The sequence below is a fragment of the Pseudoalteromonas sp. Xi13 genome, from assembly GCF_003952205.1.
Taxonomy (GTDB): Bacteria; Pseudomonadota; Gammaproteobacteria; order Enterobacterales; family Alteromonadaceae; genus Pseudoalteromonas; species Pseudoalteromonas atlantica.
On sequence record NZ_CP034439.1, the window covers coordinates 2,318,843 to 2,338,967 of the forward strand.

Consider the following 20,125-nt stretch of genomic DNA (forward strand, 5'->3'; position numbering starts at 1 on the left):
TTAAGTTCTTTCCGCATATTTAACCCGTATAGATCTTAATTAAGTGTGATTGAGTTATTTTGAATGAAATTTCTTAGGGGGAAGGATTCTACAATCAAAAAATTTACTTTTGTAGCTGAAGATTGAACTTAAAACAATTTATTTTAATAAACCTGAATGGCTATGTTTAGCTAAATCTGACATCAGTAGATGTACCTGCGGCTAAATTGCCGTTTTTATCAAGTGCCACTGCGCCTACGGTGCCCATTTTATAATTTGTTGGCAGGGCCTTATGCGCAGCTTGGTAGTTTTTGCTGGTTGCTTTTTCTTTTTCTAATTTTTGCTTTGCTTTTAAAAGTGCTTCATAACGGTGCTTAGTATCAAATATATTATTTTCTATCAGCGCAACGCCCTGCTCTTTTGCAAATTCTTCAGCGCCTTGACCACTAAGCATTACGTGTACTGAGTTATCCATTACTAAGCGGGCTAATTGAATTGGGCTTTCTATGTGCTTTACGCCAGCGACCGCACCCGCTTGACGGTTTCGCCCATCCATTATTGAGGCATCAAGTTCATGGCTGCCATCATAGGTGTACACTGCACCGCGCCCAGCATTAAAGTAAGGCGACTGCTCTAATACTTCAATAGCAGTGGTGATTGCATCTAAACTTTCGCCGCCCTTTTCAAGTACGGTATAACCCGCTTCAACAGCTTCGGCTAGTTTTGCTCGGTAGGCTTTTTCTTGCTCTGGGGTAAATTTTGCTTTTTCAATTGTGCCTGCTCCACCATGAATCGCTATAGCAAACGGAGCTTGTTCACTTAATGCTTGCGTGCTTAGTGTTAAGCAGCCGCTGGCTAAAACTGACAATAAGAATGTTTTTTTCATAGTGCGCTCTTTTTTAAATTTAGTATTGAATTTACTTTGAATGGTTACACGTATTTTTTCAACTAATATCAACGGTATTAAGTTAGCACTTTATTTAAGCACTTAATAAACAGCCTAATAATAATGCGAAATACGAGGGTGTGATTTTCCCCTCTGGCCTATTTTTAAAAATTGGCATAGAGTAAGTTTAATGGCACAAAAAAAGCGCCATCAGGCGCTTTTTAGCTAAACGTGTATGTAATTACGCGTCTTGCTTAGCTTTTAAACGTGCTAAACGTGCTACTTGGTGAGTAGATGTTAAGAACGAATAAATAGGTGCTAAGTAACCGCGCTTACGAAGCTCTAAAAATTCTTCATCGCTAAGCGAGTTAAGTTTTTTCTCATCGATAAGGTAAATACCGTTGATGTCTTTTTTCTCGCCTTTAATGTCTACAGTTAGCGTTTGCGCTACGAGTAGCTCTTTATCAGCTAAATATTTAGTGAAGGCTTCTGTTACTTGAGAAAACTCAATGAAAGACACTAAAGACTCTTTACGACGCTTTAAGTAGTCAGTTTCTTCACCGTTTTCAAATAATGCGTTGCCTTCTTCTTCACCTACAAGCGAGCTTGCTTCGTCAATCACAATACCGTACTGATCTTGCTCAGGGTGCTTTACTAGACCTAATGGGTAACGCGTTGATGCCATAGGCGCAAAAGCTGCTGTCCATTTACCATCTTCTACAAACAGGTTTTCGCCTGGCTCTAGGCCAAACATTGCAACTGCTTGGAAAGTACCGCTTTCGTTGTTTTTAACAAAAGACATTGGGAATTCATTTGCTACGCGTGCAAACTCATGTGCAACTACTGGCACTAAATGTTGAGTTTTCATAAATTCAACGTTGATGCCGTTTTGAATTTTAGTGTTGGCATGCTTTTCGTTATGTAAAGGCTGTACTTGTTGCTCCGCCATGTTACTGCTCCGTTTATTTTTAATATATATGTTTCATTGTTAATGCCTTTAGGCTAATGCTTTTGAACGAAAAAAGGAAGGGAAAGTTTTATGACAACCGTCATGAAAAAATAAAGTTTAACTAAATCTGGGCGTTGCTAAAAAACAGACAATAAAAACGCAACTAATACGCTCAAAAACAGTACAAATAACGGGTGATTTTAATACAGCGCCATAAAAACCATTAACATTGGTTAACAGTTTGGCGGTATTTTTTTAATAGGTTTAGCACGTTATTTAGCCAAATAAAAAGGCAGCTTAATTAAGCTGCCTTTTTAAACTGTAAATGAGCGGCTAAATTAAGGCGCCCAATACACTTCAATATTTATGCTTGGGTGGTTTAGCACAGCGCGAAGTGGCATATCGTTTACATCGCCACCCGCTTTAGCTTGCTTGTAAACCGCTAGCTTTTCTTCACCACTGATCAGGAGTTTAACCACTTTAGAGTTTGCTATTGCATTTAAAGTCAGTGTCATGCGCTCTGTAATGCTGCCTGTCACGTCACTTTCTATTGCATTAATAGCGCACACAGTTTGCTGTGTTGTTAAACCATGCTCAAGACCCTGCGCATGTGGGAACAAAGACGCTGTATGGCCATCTGGACCCATGCCTAAAATTGTTACATCATACGGTGCTTTTAAAGCGCTATAAGCGGCTTCACATACTTGTGCGCCCTGCTCGGCCGTTGCTGCATCGTTTTTCATGGTAATAAAATTAGCGGCACTGCCGTAATTTTGTAACAAGGTGCTTTTTATAAACGCTTCGTTACTTTTTTCGTGGCTTGGCTCAACCCAGCGCTCATCAACCATGGCAACATCTACATTTTGCCAATCTAAATCAAGCGTTGATAAGTGCTTGTACGCTGGCGCCGGAGACGAACCGCCCGATACCATTAGCACAGCACGGCCATCACTTTTTATGCCATCACGTAAAGATTGCTCAAGCGTGTGTGATAGCTCAGCGGTTAACTCATCTTTTGAGTCAAAAAATTTTTCAACAAGTGTTGCCATACCTTACGCCTTATCGCCTGTGTTAAACCACACGTGGTTGTTTTCAGCTAATAATTCATCAGCATCATCCGGTCCCCAGCTACCAGCACGATAAAGTGCAGGTTTGCCTTTGGTTTGCCAGCGCTCAATAATTGGATCTATCCATTTCCACGCTTGACGAACTTCGTCACGGTGTATAAATAACGATGGGTTATTAGCTGCAGCATCAAGCATTAAGCGTTTGTACGCATCAGAATGGAAACCGTTGCTGTATGCTTGAGAAAGCTCAATATTCATCGTTACCGGCTCTAATTGCATTTCAAGATTATCAAGGCGCTTAGACATAAGCGTTAATTGAATCGTCTCTTCAGGCTGCAAACGAATAACAAGGCGGTTTGGCTCAATATTACCCACGTTTTCTTCATAAATATTGTGCGATACTTTTTTGTACTCAACCACAATTTCTGCACAACGTTTAGCCATACGCTTACCAGTACGAAGGTAAAAAGGTACCCCCGCCCAGCGCCAGTTATCAATGTGTGCACGAATAGCCACAAAGGTTTCTGTTTTACTTGAACCTTCGTTAAGCTCTTCTAAGTAACCTGGTACAATTTTACCGTTTAAATCCCCTGGTACGTATTGACCACGAACGATATTTTCATCTACGTCACCTTCAAGTAACGGACGAAGTGCTTCTAATACTTTAAGTTTTTCAGTACGGATGCTATTTGCGTTTAGTTTATTTGGTGATTCCATTGCCACTAAGCACAATAACTGTAATAGGTGGTTTTGCACCATGTCGCGCAATGCACCGGCTTTATCGTAAAAACCAGCACGGCTTTCAAGGCCTACCGTTTCAGATAAACTAATTTGAATATTATCAATAGATTTAGCATCCCACATGTTTTCAAACAGTGAATTTGAAAAACGCAGTGCCATTAGGTTTTGTACTGTCTCTTTACCTAAGTAGTGGTCAATACGGAAAATTTGCTCTTCGTCAAAAAACTCTGCAATTTTACCATTGATAGCCTCAGCTGATTCGCCGCAGTAACCAATTGGCTTTTCAACAACCACACGTGAAGTGGGTGTGATTAAACCTTTCGTTGATAAAATTTCACAACATGTGCCGTAAACAGCAGGCGGAAGTGATAAATAAAATACGCGAGATTTATTGCTGTCGTGCTCATCTAAAATGCCTTTAAGTACATCCCAGTTGTCGTCAGCTTCAGTTACGTTGCTTACTACAGGCACTAAGTAAGTAGAAAACGCTTGCCAATCTTTAGCGTTAAATTCGCCTTTACTTAAAAACTCTTTCAGTGCGTTGTGTGCTGTTTCTATGTAGTCAGCACGCTTACTTTCTTCACGCACTGTAGGCAGAATACGCGAGCCTTCTGGTAAGTTGCCTTCTTGATATGCTCTGTACATTGCAGGTAGCAATTTGCGTAACGCAAGATCACCACCGCCCCCAAAAATTATAATATCAAAAGGATTAAGCATAGTTACTCTCTACGTTTGTAATACCTAAAAGCGACTTCCATAAGCCGCTTGGTATGCAGGTTTAGTGCTTGAATGACAGTGGCTCTTAGTGTTAATAAAAGCCTATTGAATGTTTTACGCTATGGCGTTTTATTTATTATTTGACTGTTCGCACAATTAAATGAGCCTTAGGAGTCCTGTAAATCCTCTCACAAAAATACAGGCCCTAAGAACTCCAGCGCTACCCGTTCAAAGGTACTCGGTTTGCTTATTTACATAAGCGAATATATTACTGCGTACGGTGTTGCTTGTAGTACGCGATTAAGCCATTTGTTGAACTATCGTGGGCGTGTTTTACGCTGTCATCGGTTAGTTCGCTTTCAATTTTAGAGGCAAGGCCTTTACCAAGCTCTACACCCCATTGATCAAATGAGCAAATTTCTAAAATTATGCCTTGGCAGAAAATTTTATGTTCGTACAGGGCAATTAAGCGTCCTACTGTTTTTGCATCAACTGTATCTAGCAGTATAGATGTTGTAGGGCGATTCCCCTGATGAATTTTATGATTTAGTAACTCATCAATTTGCGCTTGTGTTTTACCTTTAGCGGCTAAATCTTCTGTGACTTGCTGTGCATCTACACCGCTCATCATTGCTTCTGTTTGCGCTAAAAAGTTAGATAATAAAATATCGTGATGCTTATCTACGGCTACCTGCGGCTTAACTGAGGCTATAAAATCAGCAGGTACAATTACATTACCTTGGTGTAAGCACTGATAAAACGCATGTTGGCCGTTAATACCGGTCATACCCCAAATAATAGGAACCGTTGTATAAGGTACGGTTTCGCCTGCAAAGTTTACGTGTTTACCGTTACTTTCCATCTCACCTTGCTGTAAATACGCAGGTAACATATGAAGCGCTTGATCGTACGGTAAAATAGCTTGCGACGTAAAGCCTAAAAAGCTGGTATTCCATACACTAAGTAGTGCCATTATAAGCGGAATATTTTGCTCAAATGGGGCTGCTTTAAAGTGCTCATCTACTTCAAATGCGCCTTCTAAAATAGCTTCAAACGCGTCATAACCTAGGTATAACGCAATAGGTAAGCCTATCGCACTCCAAAGTGAAAAGCGACCCCCTACCCAATCCCACATAGTGAATACGTTTTCATCGCTAATACCAAAGGCTGCGGTTTTTTCTAAGTTTGTGCTCACAGCAACAAAATGCTTAGCAATGGCGCTGTCATCTTTTGCTGTTTGTAAAAACCAATCAACGGCCGTTTTGGCGTTGGTCATGGTTTCTGATGTGGTAAATGTTTTCGATGAAATAACAAACAAGGTTGTTTCTGGGTCAATTGCTTTTAACACAGAGGCAATTTGAACACCGTCAGCATTAGATACGTAATGAACATTTAAAGTGTCATCAGCAAGTGCTTTTAGCGCTTCGGTTGCCATTTGCGGGCCTAGGTTTGAACCACCTACACCAATGCTTACCACATCTTTTACTGCTTTACCTGTGTAGCCTACCCATTGCCCACTGCGTACTTTTTCTACAAAGGTTTTAATTTTAGCTAATTCGTTATCAACCGCTTGTGTTACGTCTTCGCCGTCAACAACTAAAGGTGTATGGGCACGATTACGTAAAGCAGTATGAAGAACAGCACGCTCTTCTGTAATATTGATTTTTTCACCGCTAAACATCTTGTCGCGCCAAGAGGCAATGTCACACTCTTTAGCAAGTTCGATGAGTTGTGCAAAAATAGCTTTATCAATACGTTGCTTTGAATAATCAAACAACACACCCGGAATTTGAGTAGAGAATGCATCAAATCGTGTATCATCTTGTGCAAATAACGTTTTTAGATGGGTTTGTTTCATCTGCGCGGCACTATTTTGCAGTGCTTGCCAACTTGCTAATTGCGAACGATTAGACATGTAAATATCCTCTAAAATATTTAAATTAATGATTTAAAAACAGTTTTAGGTAAAAAGACTTCGCTAATTGCGCGTAGTGCTAGTAAAAAAGCAAGCGCTTAGTATAACGAAAAAAGCAATAAAAATGCTGTTTTTATAATTTATGATGCAGATAATAACGCAATTTTTTACTTTTGACACCGGTATCATAAAAATTTTATGAATTAATTACCCACAAATTTTAAGCATTTAATAGTTTAAACAACATTTATTAAATATTCATGAATTAGGGCCTGTTGACCTTTTAGGATTAAAATTTGTACAAACTAGGAACAATTTAATTTTGGCGCGAGGTTTGTTCCCTAATGGGTTCAGTAACGGCTCCTGCGTTACGCTACTGGCTTACATCCATGTAAAAATACCAAACACTGCTGCAAATTAAACTTCGAAACATTATAGGCCCAAAGCATAAAATGCATCGTATGCACTCGCCTAGCTTTATAGGTGGTTAAAACATCCTCAAAGCTAGGCCCATAATTAGCTCACCAACGCCAAGCCACCCGCTACGTTATAAATATTCGCAAAGCCTAATTGCTGTAAATTTGCCGCTGCAACTTTAGAACGATTGCCGCTTCTACACAGTAATATATAGGTGTGCTGCGGGTTTAATTGATTTTGTACTATGGCGTTAGCCATACGGCTAAGTGAAATATTAAGCGTATTCGCTAAAGGCGCGGCAAAAAGCTCCGCCACATTAATTGCGCCATGTTCATACGGCTCACGGGTATCAATTAAATACACATTTTTTTGCGTTAGTAACGCTTTAGCTTGCGTAAAGTCTAGCTGCTTAGTGTCTGTTTGCACCGCCGCCTGTACATAGCCACACAGTTGGTTACTGGTTTGCATATGTAGCTGATCGTGTTGTGCTTTTAGCTGTGCAAATTGCGCCGTACTTAGTTCTCCATTTAATAACGGGCTAAGCAAAGGCGTTTGTGCACGTACAGTACGCCAGTTAATGGCAAAGCATTGCTGATAGTCATGCCCCGAACAAATAACCGTATCGTCACATATTTGCTCAGCAAGGGTAATAAGTGAGTGTGCCATTTGCGTTGCACTGCCCCCTTCAAGCGAGGTATTACCAAGTCCTGCAGGTAAAATTAAATCACCGCAAAAACAATAATCAATATGGCCTGTGGTGCGCTCTTTTAATAAATAACTAACGCTGTCTTTGCTGTGCCCTGGGGTTGGCTTTATTGTTAACGTTTTTGTACCAAGCTCAATGCTATTTTGCATCGCATGCGTTGTGCCCAGTACTTCATTTAACAAAGCCACTGCGCTTGGACGGTCTTGGTGCTGGTGGGTATCTAAAATTGCTTTTACGTTGAGCTGTTGTGTGCTCACTATTTTTTCAAAGCGCGGAATAAGCTCTAATACGGGGTCAATAATAACAGCGCTGTTGTCATCACTAACATACAGCCAGCTACACGCCCCTTTATGCCTAAATTGTGTTAATCCTAGCGCGCATACTTCTTGCTTTGGCGAGGCACTGTCAGAAACAATTAAGCAATTGGCCTCTAATACCGCCTTTAACGAGCATATACGCTTACATGCTTGGCTAATTTGCTGCTCGGTTGCAGCAGGCCCAAAAGACAGCCTAATGGCGTTTTCACTTTGCCAATCTGTTGCCCCCATTGCATCAAGCACAAAACTGCGCGTTGCCCCTGTACTACATGCCGAGCCACCGCTCACTCTAATGCCTGCTGCATCAAATAAATCAATAACCTCTTTGGAGGTAAGCGTATCGACAGCAAAATTAAGGGTGGTAGGTACAGAATGTGAAAAATCGTGATTAAAGGTTATATCGCCAAAGGTACTTTGCAGCGCATTAAGCAGTTGCGCTCTGTAGCTATTTAATACCTCAACCGACTTAAACGTGGCGTCGTTTTTATCTAGCAGCAAGTTAAACAGTTTATTAAGCCCTGCTATGCCTGGTAGGTTTTCGGTGCCAGAGCGCATGCCGCTTTCTTGCCCGCCCCCCGCAATAAATGGCGTATAGGCACTGCCATTTTTAATGTATAAAAAACCAATACCTTTTGGTGCATAGAGTTTATGGCCCGAAAACGGGGCATAATCTATGCTGGTACTACTAAGCGCTAGCGCTTGTTTACCTAGAGCTTGTACACAATCAACCATCCAAGACACTGATTTATTACGGCTGCGAATAGTATGCTCAATAGCATTTAAGTCTTGATAAACACCGGTTTCGTTATTAACCGCCATGGTGCAAATCATTAGCGCGTTATTAATGTGCTCACTAATAAACGCTAAATCTAAAATCCCTTTACTATCAACAGGAATAGCCAGTAATTGGGCGTTAATGCCTAAAACGCTATTCCAATGTTTTAACGTGTTAGGCACCGCTTTGTGCTCAGTTGCCCCGTACAATAATACAGGGTTTTTAATCGTATGATTTTTAGCATGAATGAGCGTAGAAACAATGGCTGTTTGTATGCCCTCTGTTGCGCCTGAGGTAAAAAGAATATCGCCATCGGGCGCACCAATAACATGGCGTGCATTTTGCCTTGTTTGTTCTAATAAATACTTAGCTTGTATACCGCTAATATGGGGGCTTGAAGGGTTACCAAAACAAATTTGCATGGTGTGCGACACCACGTCGGCAATACAGGGTAAAACAGGTGTTGTAGCGTTTGCATCAAGATAAACTTGGGCTGCTTGTTCATCGTGCAATAAAAACTCAGACATTAAAAACGCACCTTTATTACTAAAAAATATATCTTATACCCAATAGTACATAAGTTTGTTCTCATTGGGTAATAATCAATTAGTAACTTAGGTGCGTTTACTATGCTTTTTTAAACTAAAAGTACGTTACTCTGCCCGCTCTTTTGTTATTTCTCCATGCGTTGATGACCAGGCATTTATTAGCGCTTTTACAAGCGATGCGAGCGGAATGGCAAAAAACACGCCCCAAAATCCCCATAAGCCACCAAAAAATAGCACTGCAACAATAATAAATACGGGATTTAAATCAACGGCCTCAGAAAACAACAAGGGCACTAATACATTGCCATCGAGCGCCTGAATGATCCCGTAAATTATTAATATGGTCCAAAACTGCGTTTCGATACCAAATTGAAACAGCGCCACGGCCGCAACCGGTATGGTAACCAATGCCGCACCCACAAACGGAATTAACACCGAAAACCCAACCAACACGCCAAGTAAAGCTGCATAACGTAAATCAAGTACAGTAAAGGCAATAAACGAGGTGCCACCCACAATTAAAATTTCGAATACTTTGCCTCGAATATAATTCATTATTTGCTGGTTCATTTCGTGCCACACTTGCAAAATTAACCGTCTCTGCTGCGGAATAAGCGTAGCGGCACTGCTTGTAAGCTCAAGCTTGTCTTTAAGCATAAAAAATACAAGTAAGGGTACAAGCACCAAATAAATAAGCCATGCCACAACATCTTTTAACGAAGTAAGTGAAAACGAGACAATAACTTGGCCAAATTCGAGCGCCTTTGCCTCTACACTTGCCACAATAGCTTGGACCTGCTCGGCATTAATTAAACTGGGGTATTGCTGTGGTAAGGCCATTAAAAATGACTTACCTTGCTCTACCATGTGTGGGGTTTCTTGTACTAAATTACTGGTTTGCTTCCAAAGTACGGGGCCAATAACCAAAATAAGGGTAAGCATAACTCCGGTAAAAATAAGCATTACAATGACTGTAGCGCTAAAGCGTTTTAACCCAAAGCGCTCTAAGTGTACAACCGGCCAATCAAGTAAATAAGCAATCACCAATGCCACTAACACAGGAACAATTAACGAGCCAAAAAAGTACAGTAATGCCACAGAGGCAATGAGTAAAAAAAGTAAGGTGACTGAATGAGGATCTGAGAACTTTCTTTCGTACCATGTTTTAACGTATTCAAACATGCAATGGCTCCACTAGTAATAGTCCTAGGTGTTGATCAAATTTATATGTATATGCATTTTTGCTTAAAAAACGCGTAATATCATCTGCGCTTTCGTCGTTATTTATACTAAACGTTATTGCCTTATTAGATGACTGCGCATTACGAAGCGCTAATTTAAATTGTACAAACTGTTGTGGGCATTTAAATTTTTTTAAATCGCACTCTAACATAACTACTTTACTCGCTAAGTAAAATGAATAATAAGTCGCATATTGTCGGTCATTCTATTTATAAAATGTGAACAGCAGTAACTTTTTCTTAAAACCATTCCAGCAATGGTTTATCCTTATAACATAATTAGCAGTAAGGATAAGTTAATGCCTGGCACGCATAATAAAGCGCAACTACCTAGTAATCCAACTCTCAAAGAGATTAATTGGTATAAAAAGCAGATAAACTGGGGAGAGCTCCCGCCTTTTTATCATCTTGTTGCTTCTTCGGTCAGCGAATCTGAAGGAATATTGGAGCACGGATTTGATAATGCTGTAAAAAGCCTGATCAATAAACGCAATTGGAACTTAGACTTACTTGATGGCTATGAAGATGATTTTGGTGAAATACACACCAAGCATAAGCCGCGTATAGCGCTACACCAAGTATTTACCGACCGAGGCTTTGAGCTCTGGGCGCAACCTTATGCTAAAGACATAATTATTGATCAATACGTTAAAGATAACCGCTTTATGGAATTTAAAGTATGGGATCCGCATTCAATGAAAAACCTGATCCGCATAAATCAGCTCCATAAGTTTATTGGCTTTTATTTTGAGCGCGGCGACAAGGCCGATAAAGCCATTATTTTACATGCACATAAGGTAGTACATAAAATTATTAAATTTTTGCAGCAGGAATTGAACGTTGTAAAGCTTGATGGAGTCACAATAAAAGAACTCTACCAATTGTGCGAAAAAGACAGCCGTGCAAACAGCGATGAAATTGACATAGCAAAAATTGCCATTGGTGAACAAATTAACAAGGAATAAAATGCAGCTAAAATCAGCCTTTATCACTTTATGCAGTGCCGCGCTTACCTTTAGCCTACTGGTTAGTGAGCCGTTAAAGGCACAAACAAACTTTACGCTACCCGATTTAGGCACGTCAGCGCTACAAGTTTTGCCACTTGAAAAAGAACAAGCCATTGGCGAAGTGATGATGATGCAAATAAGAGGCTCATCACCGGTGGTAAACGACCCCGTTTTAGACGAATACTTAACCACACTTGGCCGAAAACTTGTGGCTAATGCAAACGACGTGCGTTTTCCTTTTTCGTTTTTTTGGGTAAATAACAACGAAATTAACGCCTTTGCTTTTTACGGCGGGCATGTTGGTGTGCATACTGGGCTTATTGCGCAATCAGATAACGAAAGCCAATTTGCCTCTGTACTTGGGCACGAAATAGCGCACGTAACTCAGCGCCATTTAGCTCGTCGTATTCAGCAACAACAAGACAACAGCGCACTGACTATTGCAGGCATGATAGCCGGTATATTAGCCACCGTGGTTGCTCCCGACGCAGGTATTGCTATTATTTCGGCTAACCAAACCCAAGCCGCGTTTAGCCAACTCACTCACAGCCGTGCTGCCGAGCAAGAAGCCGACAGAATTGGTATGCAAACCCTTAATAACGCCGGTTTTGACGCCCGTGCATCAAGTGAATTTTTAACTAAACTTTCAGCGCAAATAAGATATAAGTACAAACCACCCGCTTTTTTACTGACTCACCCATTGCCAGAGAGCCGCGTGTCTGACGTACGCCTACGTGCAGAGCAATTCCCTGTGCGCCATTTAAACCCAAGCCTTGAGTTTAATTTAGCAAAAAGCCGAGTACTTGCTCGTTATGCCAATAAGCCCGAAAATGCCGAAGCGTTATTTAAAAAATTAATGCGCGAAAACAGTTACAACAACACCGCGCTTAAATACGGCTTGGGCATAAGCTTACTTGATCAAGATAAACTAGATGAAGCCGCCGAAATTTTAGAGCCGCTATTAGCGCAAAGTCCTAAAAATTTATTTTATATCGATACCCATACCGATTTACTAATAGCGCAAAAAAAAGCCGACGAAGCGGTAAAATTTTTGGCTGAACTAAACAACTATCGCCCTAACAACCAAGTTATAACTTTAAACTATGCAAATGCAGCATTAGAGGCTGAGCAGTTTGAATTAGCTGAAAACATTTTAAAAAGCTTTTTACTTGAAAAACCCGACCACAACTTAGGCAAACAGCTATTAGCCGATGCCTATAAAAAGCAAGACAAGCTTGCCGCTTATCACGAGGCCAATGCTGATGTGTTATCGCAATATGGCGCGTATATTAAAGCGGCAGACGAAATCCAAAAAGCGCTTAACTTCGTAGAACCCACAGAGCTGGTTAAACAGCAACGCCTAAAAGCCTTGCTTACTCAGTATCGCCGTTTACAAAAAGAGCTGGCAAGGCTTTAAGTCTGTCAGCGCTTGCCCTAAAATAGCGGCAAATTACATTTTGGAACTAATTGTATGTCAGTTACTATTTATCATAATCCACGTTGTTCTAAATCGCGTGAAACCCTCGCATTACTAGAGCAAAACAACGTAACACCAAGCGTAGTAGAGTATTTAAAAACACCGCTTAACCATGAGCAAATAAGCCAACTTTTAGAACAATTAGGCTTTAGCTCAGCTCGCCAGCTAATGCGCACAAAAGAAGATGCATACAAAGCGCTTAACCTAAAAGAAGAAACCAACGAGTCAGCGCTAATAAACGCCATGGTAGACAACCCTAAACTTATTGAACGCCCTATTGTACAAAACAACGGTAAAGCAGCCCTTGGCCGTCCGCCAGAAAACGTATTAAGCGTATTATAATGACGACTCGCATTGTTGTACTGTATCACTCAAGCCATGGCTCGGTTGAGGCTATGGCGCACGAAATAGCCGAATCTATAGAGCAACAGGGTGCCACAGCCGTATTGCGTACCTTTGTTGCTAAAAATCCGCACGATATAGTAATTACAAAAGATGATTTAATAAATTGCGACGGCCTTGCGTTTGGCACACCTACCCGATTTGGCATGATGGCATCGCAAGCAAAAACGTTTTGGGAAACCACCAGCGATCTCTGGCTAAAAGGCCAGTTAATAGATAAACCAGCCTGTGTGTTTTCATCGTCAAGCAGTATGCATGGCGGAAATGAAGCCACCTTACTTAATTTATCATTGCCACTACTACACCACGGCATGATGTTATTAGGGGTACCTTACGAAGTACCAGAGTTACTAGCTACGCAAACCGGCGGCACACCTTACGGGGCAACACATGTAGCCGGCAGTAGTAATACGAATACTTTAAGTAAAGACGAAATCAAAATATGCCAAAGCGTTGGTAAACGCCTCACTCACATTGCGAGAAAACTTCAATGAATACCGCTGACACCCCTGCAAAAAAGCCAATTACTGTAAAATTTCAGCGCACCGCTATTTTTGGCTATGTGGGTTTATTACTTTTATTTCCTCTTTGGATGTACTTTGTACCTCCGCTAAATGGCAACGCAAGTGTTGTATCCTTGTTTGTGCCTATAATCCCTTTACTGTTGCCCTTAAGAGGCTTTATTAAAGACAACACTTACACTTACGCCTGGGCTAACTTTGTTGTTATGTTGTACTTTATACACGGCTTAACCATGTTATGGGCTGCACCTGATGAGCTGATATGGGTGTTATTAGAGCTTGTGTTTGCCTCTGCCATGTTTATTGGCTGCACATATTACGCAAGGCACCGTGGGCAAGAGCAAGGCTTAAAAATACGTAAGCTTAAAGAAGAGCTCGCAGAGGAAAAAGCCGCTAACGAATACAATAAATAATACTAATTCGCAAAATAAATTATTTAAGCTGAAAGCTGAAAGTTGAAAGTTGAAAGTTGAAATAATACCAATCCGCATAAGTAAGTGATCTATTTTGAGGATGGAAAAACGTGTTGATAGCAAGGCAAAAAATTCGCTGCTTAGTTGTTCTAAATGAGAGTTTTTTAACGCAGATAGCGACACGTTTAGCCCCGCAAAATGATTAGATATTATTGCGGATTGGTATAATAGCTTATACATACAAAAAACGCGCTTAACATAACAATGTGAGCGCGTTTTTTTAGGCTTTTAGTTTGCCATGGCGGCCGCTACACTAATTCGCTCAGTGCAGCCAGTGCAACTATGCTGGCTAATCCAAGCTGAGCTATTAAGCTTAACAACGAAAAAACACGCAACACAAATAATCCCCACGGGTGCTTTATATGTGGATAGAGCGCACAGCGCTTTAAACTCGCCGCAAAGAAAAAACACACCGACGCAATCAATGTAAAAATTAAAGTCAGCTCACTTTTTATAGCAATGCTTTCATCAAAAAAGAAATAGAGCTGCAATGGCAATAAAATAGTGACAATTGCGTGCAAGGCGTGAACCTTTTTAATGCGGTTAAACTGCCCTTCTGGCGAAAGCTCTTTTATACCAAAATCGCGCTCAAGGCATTTAACTAAATTGCTTGCTTTAATACTTACTGCTAACCGGTAACAGCTTAAGCCCTCGTTATTACGTGCTCTAAAGTCATAACCTGCTTTTAGTAATAGCACCATAAGGGTTTCGTTTTTAGCTAACACTGCATAATGCAGTGCGGTATTGCCTAAGGTGTCTTGCGCTTTTTGATCCTGTTTAGCCAACAGGGTTTCTATCACATTTACATAGCCTTTTTCGGCTGCCCACATAAACGCTGTTTTATTGTTTTCATCAGCCAATGTACCAGTGGCACCTTGCTCTATAAAACGCATCGCCATGGTTTGCTTTGCGCTTTTTTGGCTTAAATGAGCAAGTAATGCTTTTTCAAGCAATACAATAGAATCAACATCAGGCGATACTTGCGTTAACAGCGTAAAATAGTCTTTACCGTTTGCTACTTTTTGACTGGCAAGCTCTGTAAGTTCGTTTAAATCAGCAACCGATTCAGGTAAAAAAGCACTTAAACGCTCTCTAAAATCAACTTCTTGCCACAGTGCTAGCGTATCGTGTGCACTTAATTTGCTGCCACTATTTAGAGCATGTTCAATTAACGAAAAATAGCGTTTACTAAATAATAAGCTAAACAACGAAAGCGGCGTATCAAGTGCGTTTTGCGCCGCCACACTGGCGTATTTTTCTAAGCGCTGGCACAGCATTAGCGCCATTGATTCGCTGGTGTATTCGTTATCTAAATAATGATTTTTAACAGCAGCAATGTAAGCGTGCGCATCTTCGTCATATTCACTAATATGCTGAAAATAACACTCTTCAAAGGGTTCAAGCGGGGTTAACCATATCAAATAGTAAATGGGCGGTAGCACAGTGGTGCATACACCGTCATCTTCAATAGTAGAACGACATGCAGGCCAAGCTTCTAAAGCATCTAAAATAAAGGCACCGTTTTGTTCTACAAGTCCTTTAATAAGTAATGGGTATTCCTTTGGCCAAATCAGTACATTTTCCATTAAAACAGCACAACTCCAGTGTAGCTTGATGAGGCGTCAGTTATAGCAGTTTTTAGCTGACACCACGCTTAATCGACGTGCTGATATTCTATCACACCTTTTTTTTGCTGCGAGCTTAAAGTAGATGAATATTAAGAAAATATAAAAGCAGCCAATACACTTTAGTGCGGCTGCTTTTGTGGTTGGAGAGGGTCTTAATCAGGAAGTGAACTATTTATTTTTTAGTTCAGTAATTACTTGCTCTAAGCCTACATCAGAAATGCGTTGAATGATCTCTTTTTGCTTAGCGCTTAAAAGCGAAATACCTTCGGCAACAATGTCGTATACTTTCCATTGCTGGTCTTTACCTTGGCGCAGCTTAAAATGCAGATCAATCACGGGCGCATTTGGCTCAATAATTTGCGTTTTAACCGTAGCGTACTCAGAGTCGCTTTTAGCGGTATCTTGTTCAAATACTACTTGCTGGCCGGTGTACTTCATTAGCGCACCTGCGTAAGTACCTGTTAAATAATGCTCTACCGCATCAATAAAACGTACAGCTTGCTCACGCTCAATGCCTTTAATGTGCTTACCAAGCAATTTAAACGACACAAACTTAATATCTATGTTTGGCATTAAACGCGTCTCTACAATGCGCGCCATATCGGCTTTGCTTGCATCGCCTTGTGCATTTACTTTTGCAATATCGCTAAAAAGCGTATCGGCAACGCCTTCAAGCATATGTTGAGGCGACTGCGCCGTTTGCGCAAATAACGCGCTGCTAAAAAAGGCAGCAGCAATAAAAATAGTGTTAAAAAGTTTCATGAGCGTGACCATGTGTGTGATTAAGAGGTGGCTAAATTACGCGATTTTAAGCCACAAAAACAGACACAAAAATGCACCTTATTAATGCCAAAATAGCACCAATTAAATAAACTATTTATTTTCAATTAGTTAAGCCTTCACTGTTAACAGCCCATAAACAAGCGGCATTTTGTCCTCATTGAAAATGTGAATGGCCCGCCCTTATCATTTATTTACTAATTCGACTCACACACCAATTTGGCAGTTATGAAAACGGTATATAAAACTTTTACACTTATTTTATTTTTAGTTATTTCTGTATGGGGTAACACGGCGCTTGCGCAGTCTAATCATGGTTACGCCGTAGATGTTCTCAAGGGCGAAGGCAACGTGAATGGCGTTAAGATGGCTTATCAATATCATGCCCCTAGCTTACAAAACTTAGTGGGCGATGCGCGCTTTTATTTTGAAACCAGCGTTAATATGTGGGAATACCGCCATGGTGACAACTCGCAATCTAATCTTGTTTTGGCTATGTCGCCCGTGCTGCAGTTTCCTGCTTTTAGTTTTCATAATACCCCGTTTTATATTGAAGCAGGTATTGGCGTATCGCTTATTGATGAAACTAAATTTGCGGGCAAAAATATTAGTACTCACTACCAATTTGAAGACCGTATTGGCCTAGTTGCAGACTTTGGCCACACTAACGTAGCGCTTCGGGTTATTCATTACTCAAACGCCGGATTTAAAGAGCCTAACCCAGGTTTAAACTTTTTAACTCTTTCAGTGGCAAGGCGTTTTTAATCTTCATTCGTATTTAGTATCAATTTGCCACTTAAAAGGGTTAAGTTTTAGGTTAAATTGAAATAACTAGCCACAAAAAAGCCCTGATAAATCAGGGCTTTTTATAATTAAAATACACTACTAGCCAACTAACCAATGCGCCATTAAGGCAATAACCGGCAGCGTAATAAGTGTACGTAAAATAAATATAACGAACAGCTCAACAATGTTTACCGGTATTTTACTGCCCAGTAAAAGTGCGCCAACCTCAGACATGTAAATTAGCTGAGTTACGCTCATTGCGGCAATAATAAAGCGAGTTACATCACTTTCAATGGTGCCCGCAGCTAAAATTGACGGAATAAACATATCGGCAAATCCCACCATAATAGTTTGTGCCGCGGCCTGTGCTTCGGGTACTTGTAACCACTCTAAAAATGGCACAAACGGCATACCTAAATATTGAAATACCGGCGTGTGCTCAGCAATAATAAGTGCGAATGTTCCTACGGCCATTACAACAGGCAGTACACCAAAGACCATATCAAGCGCATTATGTACACCCTCTTTTAAGGTACCTTTAAAGCCCGACGAGTTATTGGCTTTTGCTAATGCTACATCAAGTGAGTGCCCTACTAAGCTTTTACCCGTTGGGATAGCCTCAGCATCGCGATTTGGCTCACTGCCATCAATAAGCAAATCTTTTTTAAAGCGAAGTGGCGGTAAACGCGGCACAATAATAGCAGCAACAACACCGGCTAAACATACGGTGGCATAAAATGGGGCAAATAAGTGCTCTAATTTCACTTGGCCTAAAACCACTAAGCTAAACGTAATAGAAACCGCCGAAAACGTAGTACCAATAATGGCAGCTTCGCGCTGCGTGTAGTGCTTTTGGTCGTACTGCCTTGCGGTCATTAAAATACCAACACTGCCATCACCTAACCACGACGCAGTACAGTCAACTGCACTTCGCCCAGGTACGCCAAATACAGGGCGCATTACCTTGGTTAGCATAGTGCCTGCAAGCTCTAATAACCCAAAGTTAATTAGTAAAGGCAGTAATAAACCGGCTAGTATAAATACCGAGAACAAAACAGGTAATAAGTCGTTTAATACCAAAGCGCCTGTGTTTGCAGAGGTGATTGCCTCGCTACCTAACCCTAAATGGGTCATTAGCACAAACGCCATACCGAATAAACGCACCACTAACCACACTACACTTACATCAAATAAATGCTTTAACAGGGGTGATTGGCAAATAGCGGCGGGTTTAAATACTTTGGTGACCACCGACATAACACCAGTAATACAAATAATAAGGGTAACAATTGCTTGCGCAGAGCCAGACATCAACGCTTGCACGCCTTTAGCCATTAACGCAATAGGAATGGTCATCCCGTCTGCGGTAGGAATGGGTGTCATAAATAAAAACACACCAATTAACGACGGTACTAAAAAAGTAAACCAAGTGCGCCACGTATAGTGCCCGCGAGGAGGTAACTGAGACATATTTTTTAATCCATAAAAACTACAAAAAGAGCAAAGCGCTCTTTTTGTAGTAAAAACTTATTATTAATTATTAAATTTTGATGCCGCGCTGAATAAGTGCTGCTTCTAACGCTTGTTGTAAACCATTCATGGTGCCAGGTTCGAGTGTTTCGCCTTTGTCATCCATCCAGGTTAAGCTTGTACCGCCTTCTTTAGTTTTGCTCACTAAAATTTGGTATTGGCCTTCTTCAATTGGAAGCTGCGCAACTTCGTCGCCCCAAATAGAATCCCATACACTGCTTTCTGGCTTGTTGTAGTCGGCAGTTATTAAGCCGGTATCGGTTTTAATCTCAACAATAGTAAACGATAGGCGCTCTAAAAAGCCCGAGAAGCGGTCGAATACTGCATCGTATGATTGCTCAGTAACAAGTGCAGCATTGCCTTTGTTATCAAAGCCCATTTCTAAAGAAATAATACCTTGGCGCTTGCGGTTTTCTACTTCTAACTGACGATAGCGATAATCAAATTCAGCCACAACTTGGTTAAGCGCGCGTACTTCTAATTGCTGCTTAAGTAAATCGGTTAACGTGTCATCACCTTTAAAGTCAATAAGTTCAGCGCGTAACGAAGCAGTACGCTGATGCGATTTTTCTTCAATTGTGAATCTAAAACGCTCTTGGTTTTCGCTTACCTCATCGCCCCATAACCAGCTCTCTTCAGCTTTAATTATTGAGTACCAGTCAGTTTCGATAATACCAAGTAGCTTATCTTCTTTTGTGGTTGTTGCATTATTTTCGGCAATAACCGCTTTAATTGAGTCCCAAACAAATTCATCTAAATCAACAATGCCATCGTTTTTATCAAAGTAAATACGCGCTTGTTTATCGCCCTCTTCTACCCAGCTACCTTTAGCAACAGTTAAAACCTGTGCTGGTGGACGATAGTTTGTTGCCTCAGGGTTGTTATCGTATTGGCCCACATCCATTTTATAAACCGGATCTTGCGCTGGTTGAGATAACGATGGCGGGGTTTTAACACCTTCATGCGTACGATAATTGCGTTCGTTGTGCGCTTCATTAATAAAAACATTACACCCTGATAAACTTACCAATACACTCACTGCAAGTGCTTTTGGGATCCAATACTGCACAGATATTTCTCCTTAGCATACCCTTTAATTGTTTTACACGTATATGAGTGGGTAATACCGAATTTGGTTCAGTGTAAAATCAACATTAACTTTACATTTATTATTTGGCTGTCTAATTGCAATAAAGTTCACACCTAAGTGTTATAAAATCAATCACAACAAAAAGACAAATTTTAGCTATGGTACTTTCCTGT

17 protein-coding genes and 1 pseudogene are annotated in these 20,125 nt (G+C 40.7%); 6 read left to right on the forward strand and 12 right to left on the reverse strand.

Going from position 1 to position 20,125, the window contains the following annotated elements:
• Positions 1-184 precede the first annotated feature (184 nt).
• The 8 genes and pseudogenes from EJ103_RS10370 to EJ103_RS20225 form a co-directional block, all read right to left on the reverse strand.
• Positions 185-865: pseudogene (locus EJ103_RS10370) on the reverse strand (isoaspartyl peptidase/L-asparaginase); the annotation flags it as partial.
• A gap of 241 nt (positions 866-1,106) precedes the next feature.
• Positions 1,107-1,814, reverse strand: a complete 708-nt coding sequence (locus EJ103_RS10375) for a SapC family protein (RefSeq protein WP_004589180.1) — start codon at positions 1,812-1,814, stop codon at positions 1,107-1,109.
• Between the two features lie 338 nt (positions 1,815-2,152).
• Complete coding sequence (gene pgl, locus EJ103_RS10380) at positions 2,153-2,863, reverse strand: 6-phosphogluconolactonase (RefSeq protein ID WP_126007548.1); 711 nt, start codon at positions 2,861-2,863, stop codon at positions 2,153-2,155.
• A 3-nt stretch (positions 2,864-2,866) separates the two neighbouring features.
• The gene (gene zwf, locus EJ103_RS10385; RefSeq protein ID WP_126007550.1) at positions 2,867-4,339 is read right to left on the reverse strand and encodes a glucose-6-phosphate dehydrogenase; all 1,473 of its coding nucleotides are present in this window, start codon (positions 4,337-4,339) and stop codon (positions 2,867-2,869) included.
• A 268-nt stretch (positions 4,340-4,607) separates the two neighbouring features.
• Positions 4,608-6,254 (reverse strand): glucose-6-phosphate isomerase, encoded by a 1,647-nt coding sequence (gene pgi, locus EJ103_RS10390; protein ID WP_126007552.1) that lies wholly within the window; start codon positions 6,252-6,254, stop codon positions 4,608-4,610.
• Between the two features lie 516 nt (positions 6,255-6,770).
• A complete protein-coding gene (locus tag EJ103_RS10395; protein WP_126007554.1) occupies positions 6,771-8,996 on the reverse strand; it encodes an aminotransferase class V-fold PLP-dependent enzyme in 2,226 nt (741 codons plus the stop codon).
• 126 nt (positions 8,997-9,122) lie between these two features.
• Positions 9,123-10,199 carry an AI-2E family transporter gene (locus EJ103_RS10400; RefSeq protein ID WP_096041482.1) on the reverse strand — a complete coding sequence of 359 codons (1,077 nt, stop codon included), beginning with the start codon at positions 10,197-10,199 and terminating at the stop codon, positions 9,123-9,125.
• Positions 10,192-10,410 carry a hypothetical protein gene (locus tag EJ103_RS20225; protein WP_004589174.1) on the reverse strand — a complete coding sequence of 73 codons (219 nt, stop codon included), beginning with the start codon at positions 10,408-10,410 and terminating at the stop codon, positions 10,192-10,194. The genes EJ103_RS10400 and EJ103_RS20225 overlap by 8 nt, the downstream gene beginning before the upstream one ends.
• A gap of 147 nt (positions 10,411-10,557) precedes the next feature.
• Between EJ103_RS20225 and EJ103_RS10410 the strand changes: the two genes are divergently transcribed.
• The 5 genes from EJ103_RS10410 to EJ103_RS10430 are packed head-to-tail and all read left to right on the forward strand — an operon-like array spanning position 10,558 to position 14,078.
• On the forward strand, positions 10,558-11,223 hold the full coding sequence (locus EJ103_RS10410) for a hypothetical protein (RefSeq protein WP_126007556.1): 666 nt from the start codon (positions 10,558-10,560) through the stop codon (positions 11,221-11,223).
• 1 nt (position 11,224) lies between these two features.
• Complete coding sequence (locus tag EJ103_RS10415) at positions 11,225-12,682, forward strand: M48 family metalloprotease (protein WP_024034211.1); 1,458 nt, start codon at positions 11,225-11,227, stop codon at positions 12,680-12,682.
• 54 nt (positions 12,683-12,736) lie between these two features.
• Positions 12,737-13,084: an arsenate reductase (glutaredoxin) gene (gene arsC, locus EJ103_RS10420; protein WP_029772483.1), complete on the forward strand. Its 348-nt coding sequence runs from the start codon at positions 12,737-12,739 to the stop codon at positions 13,082-13,084.
• Positions 13,084-13,638 (forward strand): NAD(P)H:quinone oxidoreductase, encoded by a 555-nt coding sequence (wrbA, locus tag EJ103_RS10425; RefSeq protein ID WP_004589170.1) that lies wholly within the window; start codon positions 13,084-13,086, stop codon positions 13,636-13,638. Before arsC ends, wrbA begins: the two co-directional genes overlap by 1 nt.
• Positions 13,635-14,078, forward strand: a complete 444-nt coding sequence (locus EJ103_RS10430) for a DUF2069 domain-containing protein (RefSeq protein ID WP_024034209.1) — start codon at positions 13,635-13,637, stop codon at positions 14,076-14,078. The genes wrbA and EJ103_RS10430 overlap by 4 nt, the downstream gene beginning before the upstream one ends.
• A gap of 308 nt (positions 14,079-14,386) precedes the next feature.
• On the opposite strand, the gene EJ103_RS10440 is transcribed toward EJ103_RS10430, so the two are convergent.
• Together EJ103_RS10440 and EJ103_RS10445 are read right to left on the reverse strand one after the other, a co-directional pair.
• On the reverse strand, positions 14,387-15,724 hold the full coding sequence (locus tag EJ103_RS10440) for an ankyrin repeat domain-containing protein (RefSeq protein ID WP_004589168.1): 1,338 nt from the start codon (positions 15,722-15,724) through the stop codon (positions 14,387-14,389).
• 210 nt (positions 15,725-15,934) lie between these two features.
• On the reverse strand, positions 15,935-16,528 hold the full coding sequence (locus tag EJ103_RS10445; RefSeq protein WP_004589167.1) for an ABC transporter substrate-binding protein: 594 nt from the start codon (positions 16,526-16,528) through the stop codon (positions 15,935-15,937).
• 246 nt (positions 16,529-16,774) lie between these two features.
• On the opposite strand from EJ103_RS10445, the gene EJ103_RS10450 reads away from it, so the two are divergent.
• The gene (locus EJ103_RS10450; RefSeq protein ID WP_126007560.1) at positions 16,775-17,311 is read left to right on the forward strand and encodes an acyloxyacyl hydrolase; all 537 of its coding nucleotides are present in this window, start codon (positions 16,775-16,777) and stop codon (positions 17,309-17,311) included.
• A 120-nt stretch (positions 17,312-17,431) separates the two neighbouring features.
• On the opposite strand, the gene EJ103_RS10455 is transcribed toward EJ103_RS10450, so the two are convergent.
• A complete protein-coding gene (locus EJ103_RS10455) occupies positions 17,432-18,802 on the reverse strand; it encodes a YjiH family protein (RefSeq protein WP_126007562.1) in 1,371 nt (456 codons plus the stop codon).
• A gap of 70 nt (positions 18,803-18,872) precedes the next feature.
• Positions 18,873-19,931: an outer membrane protein assembly factor BamC gene (gene bamC, locus EJ103_RS10460; protein ID WP_029772477.1), complete on the reverse strand. Its 1,059-nt coding sequence runs from the start codon at positions 19,929-19,931 to the stop codon at positions 18,873-18,875.
• Between the last annotated feature and the right edge of the window lie 194 nt (positions 19,932-20,125).

Bases quoted from the DNA above. Each gene is read 5' to 3' on its own strand.
- EJ103_RS10455 (WP_126007562.1), bottom strand. From the start codon at position 18,802: ATGTCTCAGTTACCTCCTCGCGGGCACTATACGTGGCGCACTTGGTTT.
- EJ103_RS10415 (WP_024034211.1), top strand. From the start codon at position 11,225: ATGCAGCTAAAATCAGCCTTTATCACTTTATGCAGTGCCGCGCTTACC.
- EJ103_RS10440 (WP_004589168.1), bottom strand. From the start codon at position 15,724: ATGGAAAATGTACTGATTTGGCCAAAGGAATACCCATTACTTATTAAA.
- wrbA (WP_004589170.1), top strand. From the start codon at position 13,084: ATGACGACTCGCATTGTTGTACTGTATCACTCAAGCCATGGCTCGGTT.
- EJ103_RS10410 (WP_126007556.1), top strand. From the start codon at position 10,558: ATGCCTGGCACGCATAATAAAGCGCAACTACCTAGTAATCCAACTCTC.
- EJ103_RS10430 (WP_024034209.1), top strand. From the start codon at position 13,635: ATGAATACCGCTGACACCCCTGCAAAAAAGCCAATTACTGTAAAATTT.
- pgl (WP_126007548.1), bottom strand. From the start codon at position 2,863: ATGGCAACACTTGTTGAAAAATTTTTTGACTCAAAAGATGAGTTAACC.
- arsC (WP_029772483.1), top strand. From the start codon at position 12,737: ATGTCAGTTACTATTTATCATAATCCACGTTGTTCTAAATCGCGTGAA.
- EJ103_RS10445 (WP_004589167.1), bottom strand. From the start codon at position 16,528: ATGAAACTTTTTAACACTATTTTTATTGCTGCTGCCTTTTTTAGCAGC.
- EJ103_RS10400 (WP_096041482.1), bottom strand. From the start codon at position 10,199: ATGTTTGAATACGTTAAAACATGGTACGAAAGAAAGTTCTCAGATCCT.
- EJ103_RS10450 (WP_126007560.1), top strand. From the start codon at position 16,775: ATGAAAACGGTATATAAAACTTTTACACTTATTTTATTTTTAGTTATT.
- EJ103_RS10375 (WP_004589180.1), bottom strand. From the start codon at position 1,814: ATGGCGGAGCAACAAGTACAGCCTTTACATAACGAAAAGCATGCCAAC.
- pgi (WP_126007552.1), bottom strand. From the start codon at position 6,254: ATGTCTAATCGTTCGCAATTAGCAAGTTGGCAAGCACTGCAAAATAGT.
- zwf (WP_126007550.1), bottom strand. From the start codon at position 4,339: ATGCTTAATCCTTTTGATATTATAATTTTTGGGGGCGGTGGTGATCTT.
- EJ103_RS10395 (WP_126007554.1), bottom strand. From the start codon at position 8,996: ATGTCTGAGTTTTTATTGCACGATGAACAAGCAGCCCAAGTTTATCTT.
- EJ103_RS20225 (WP_004589174.1), bottom strand. From the start codon at position 10,410: ATGTTAGAGTGCGATTTAAAAAAATTTAAATGCCCACAACAGTTTGTA.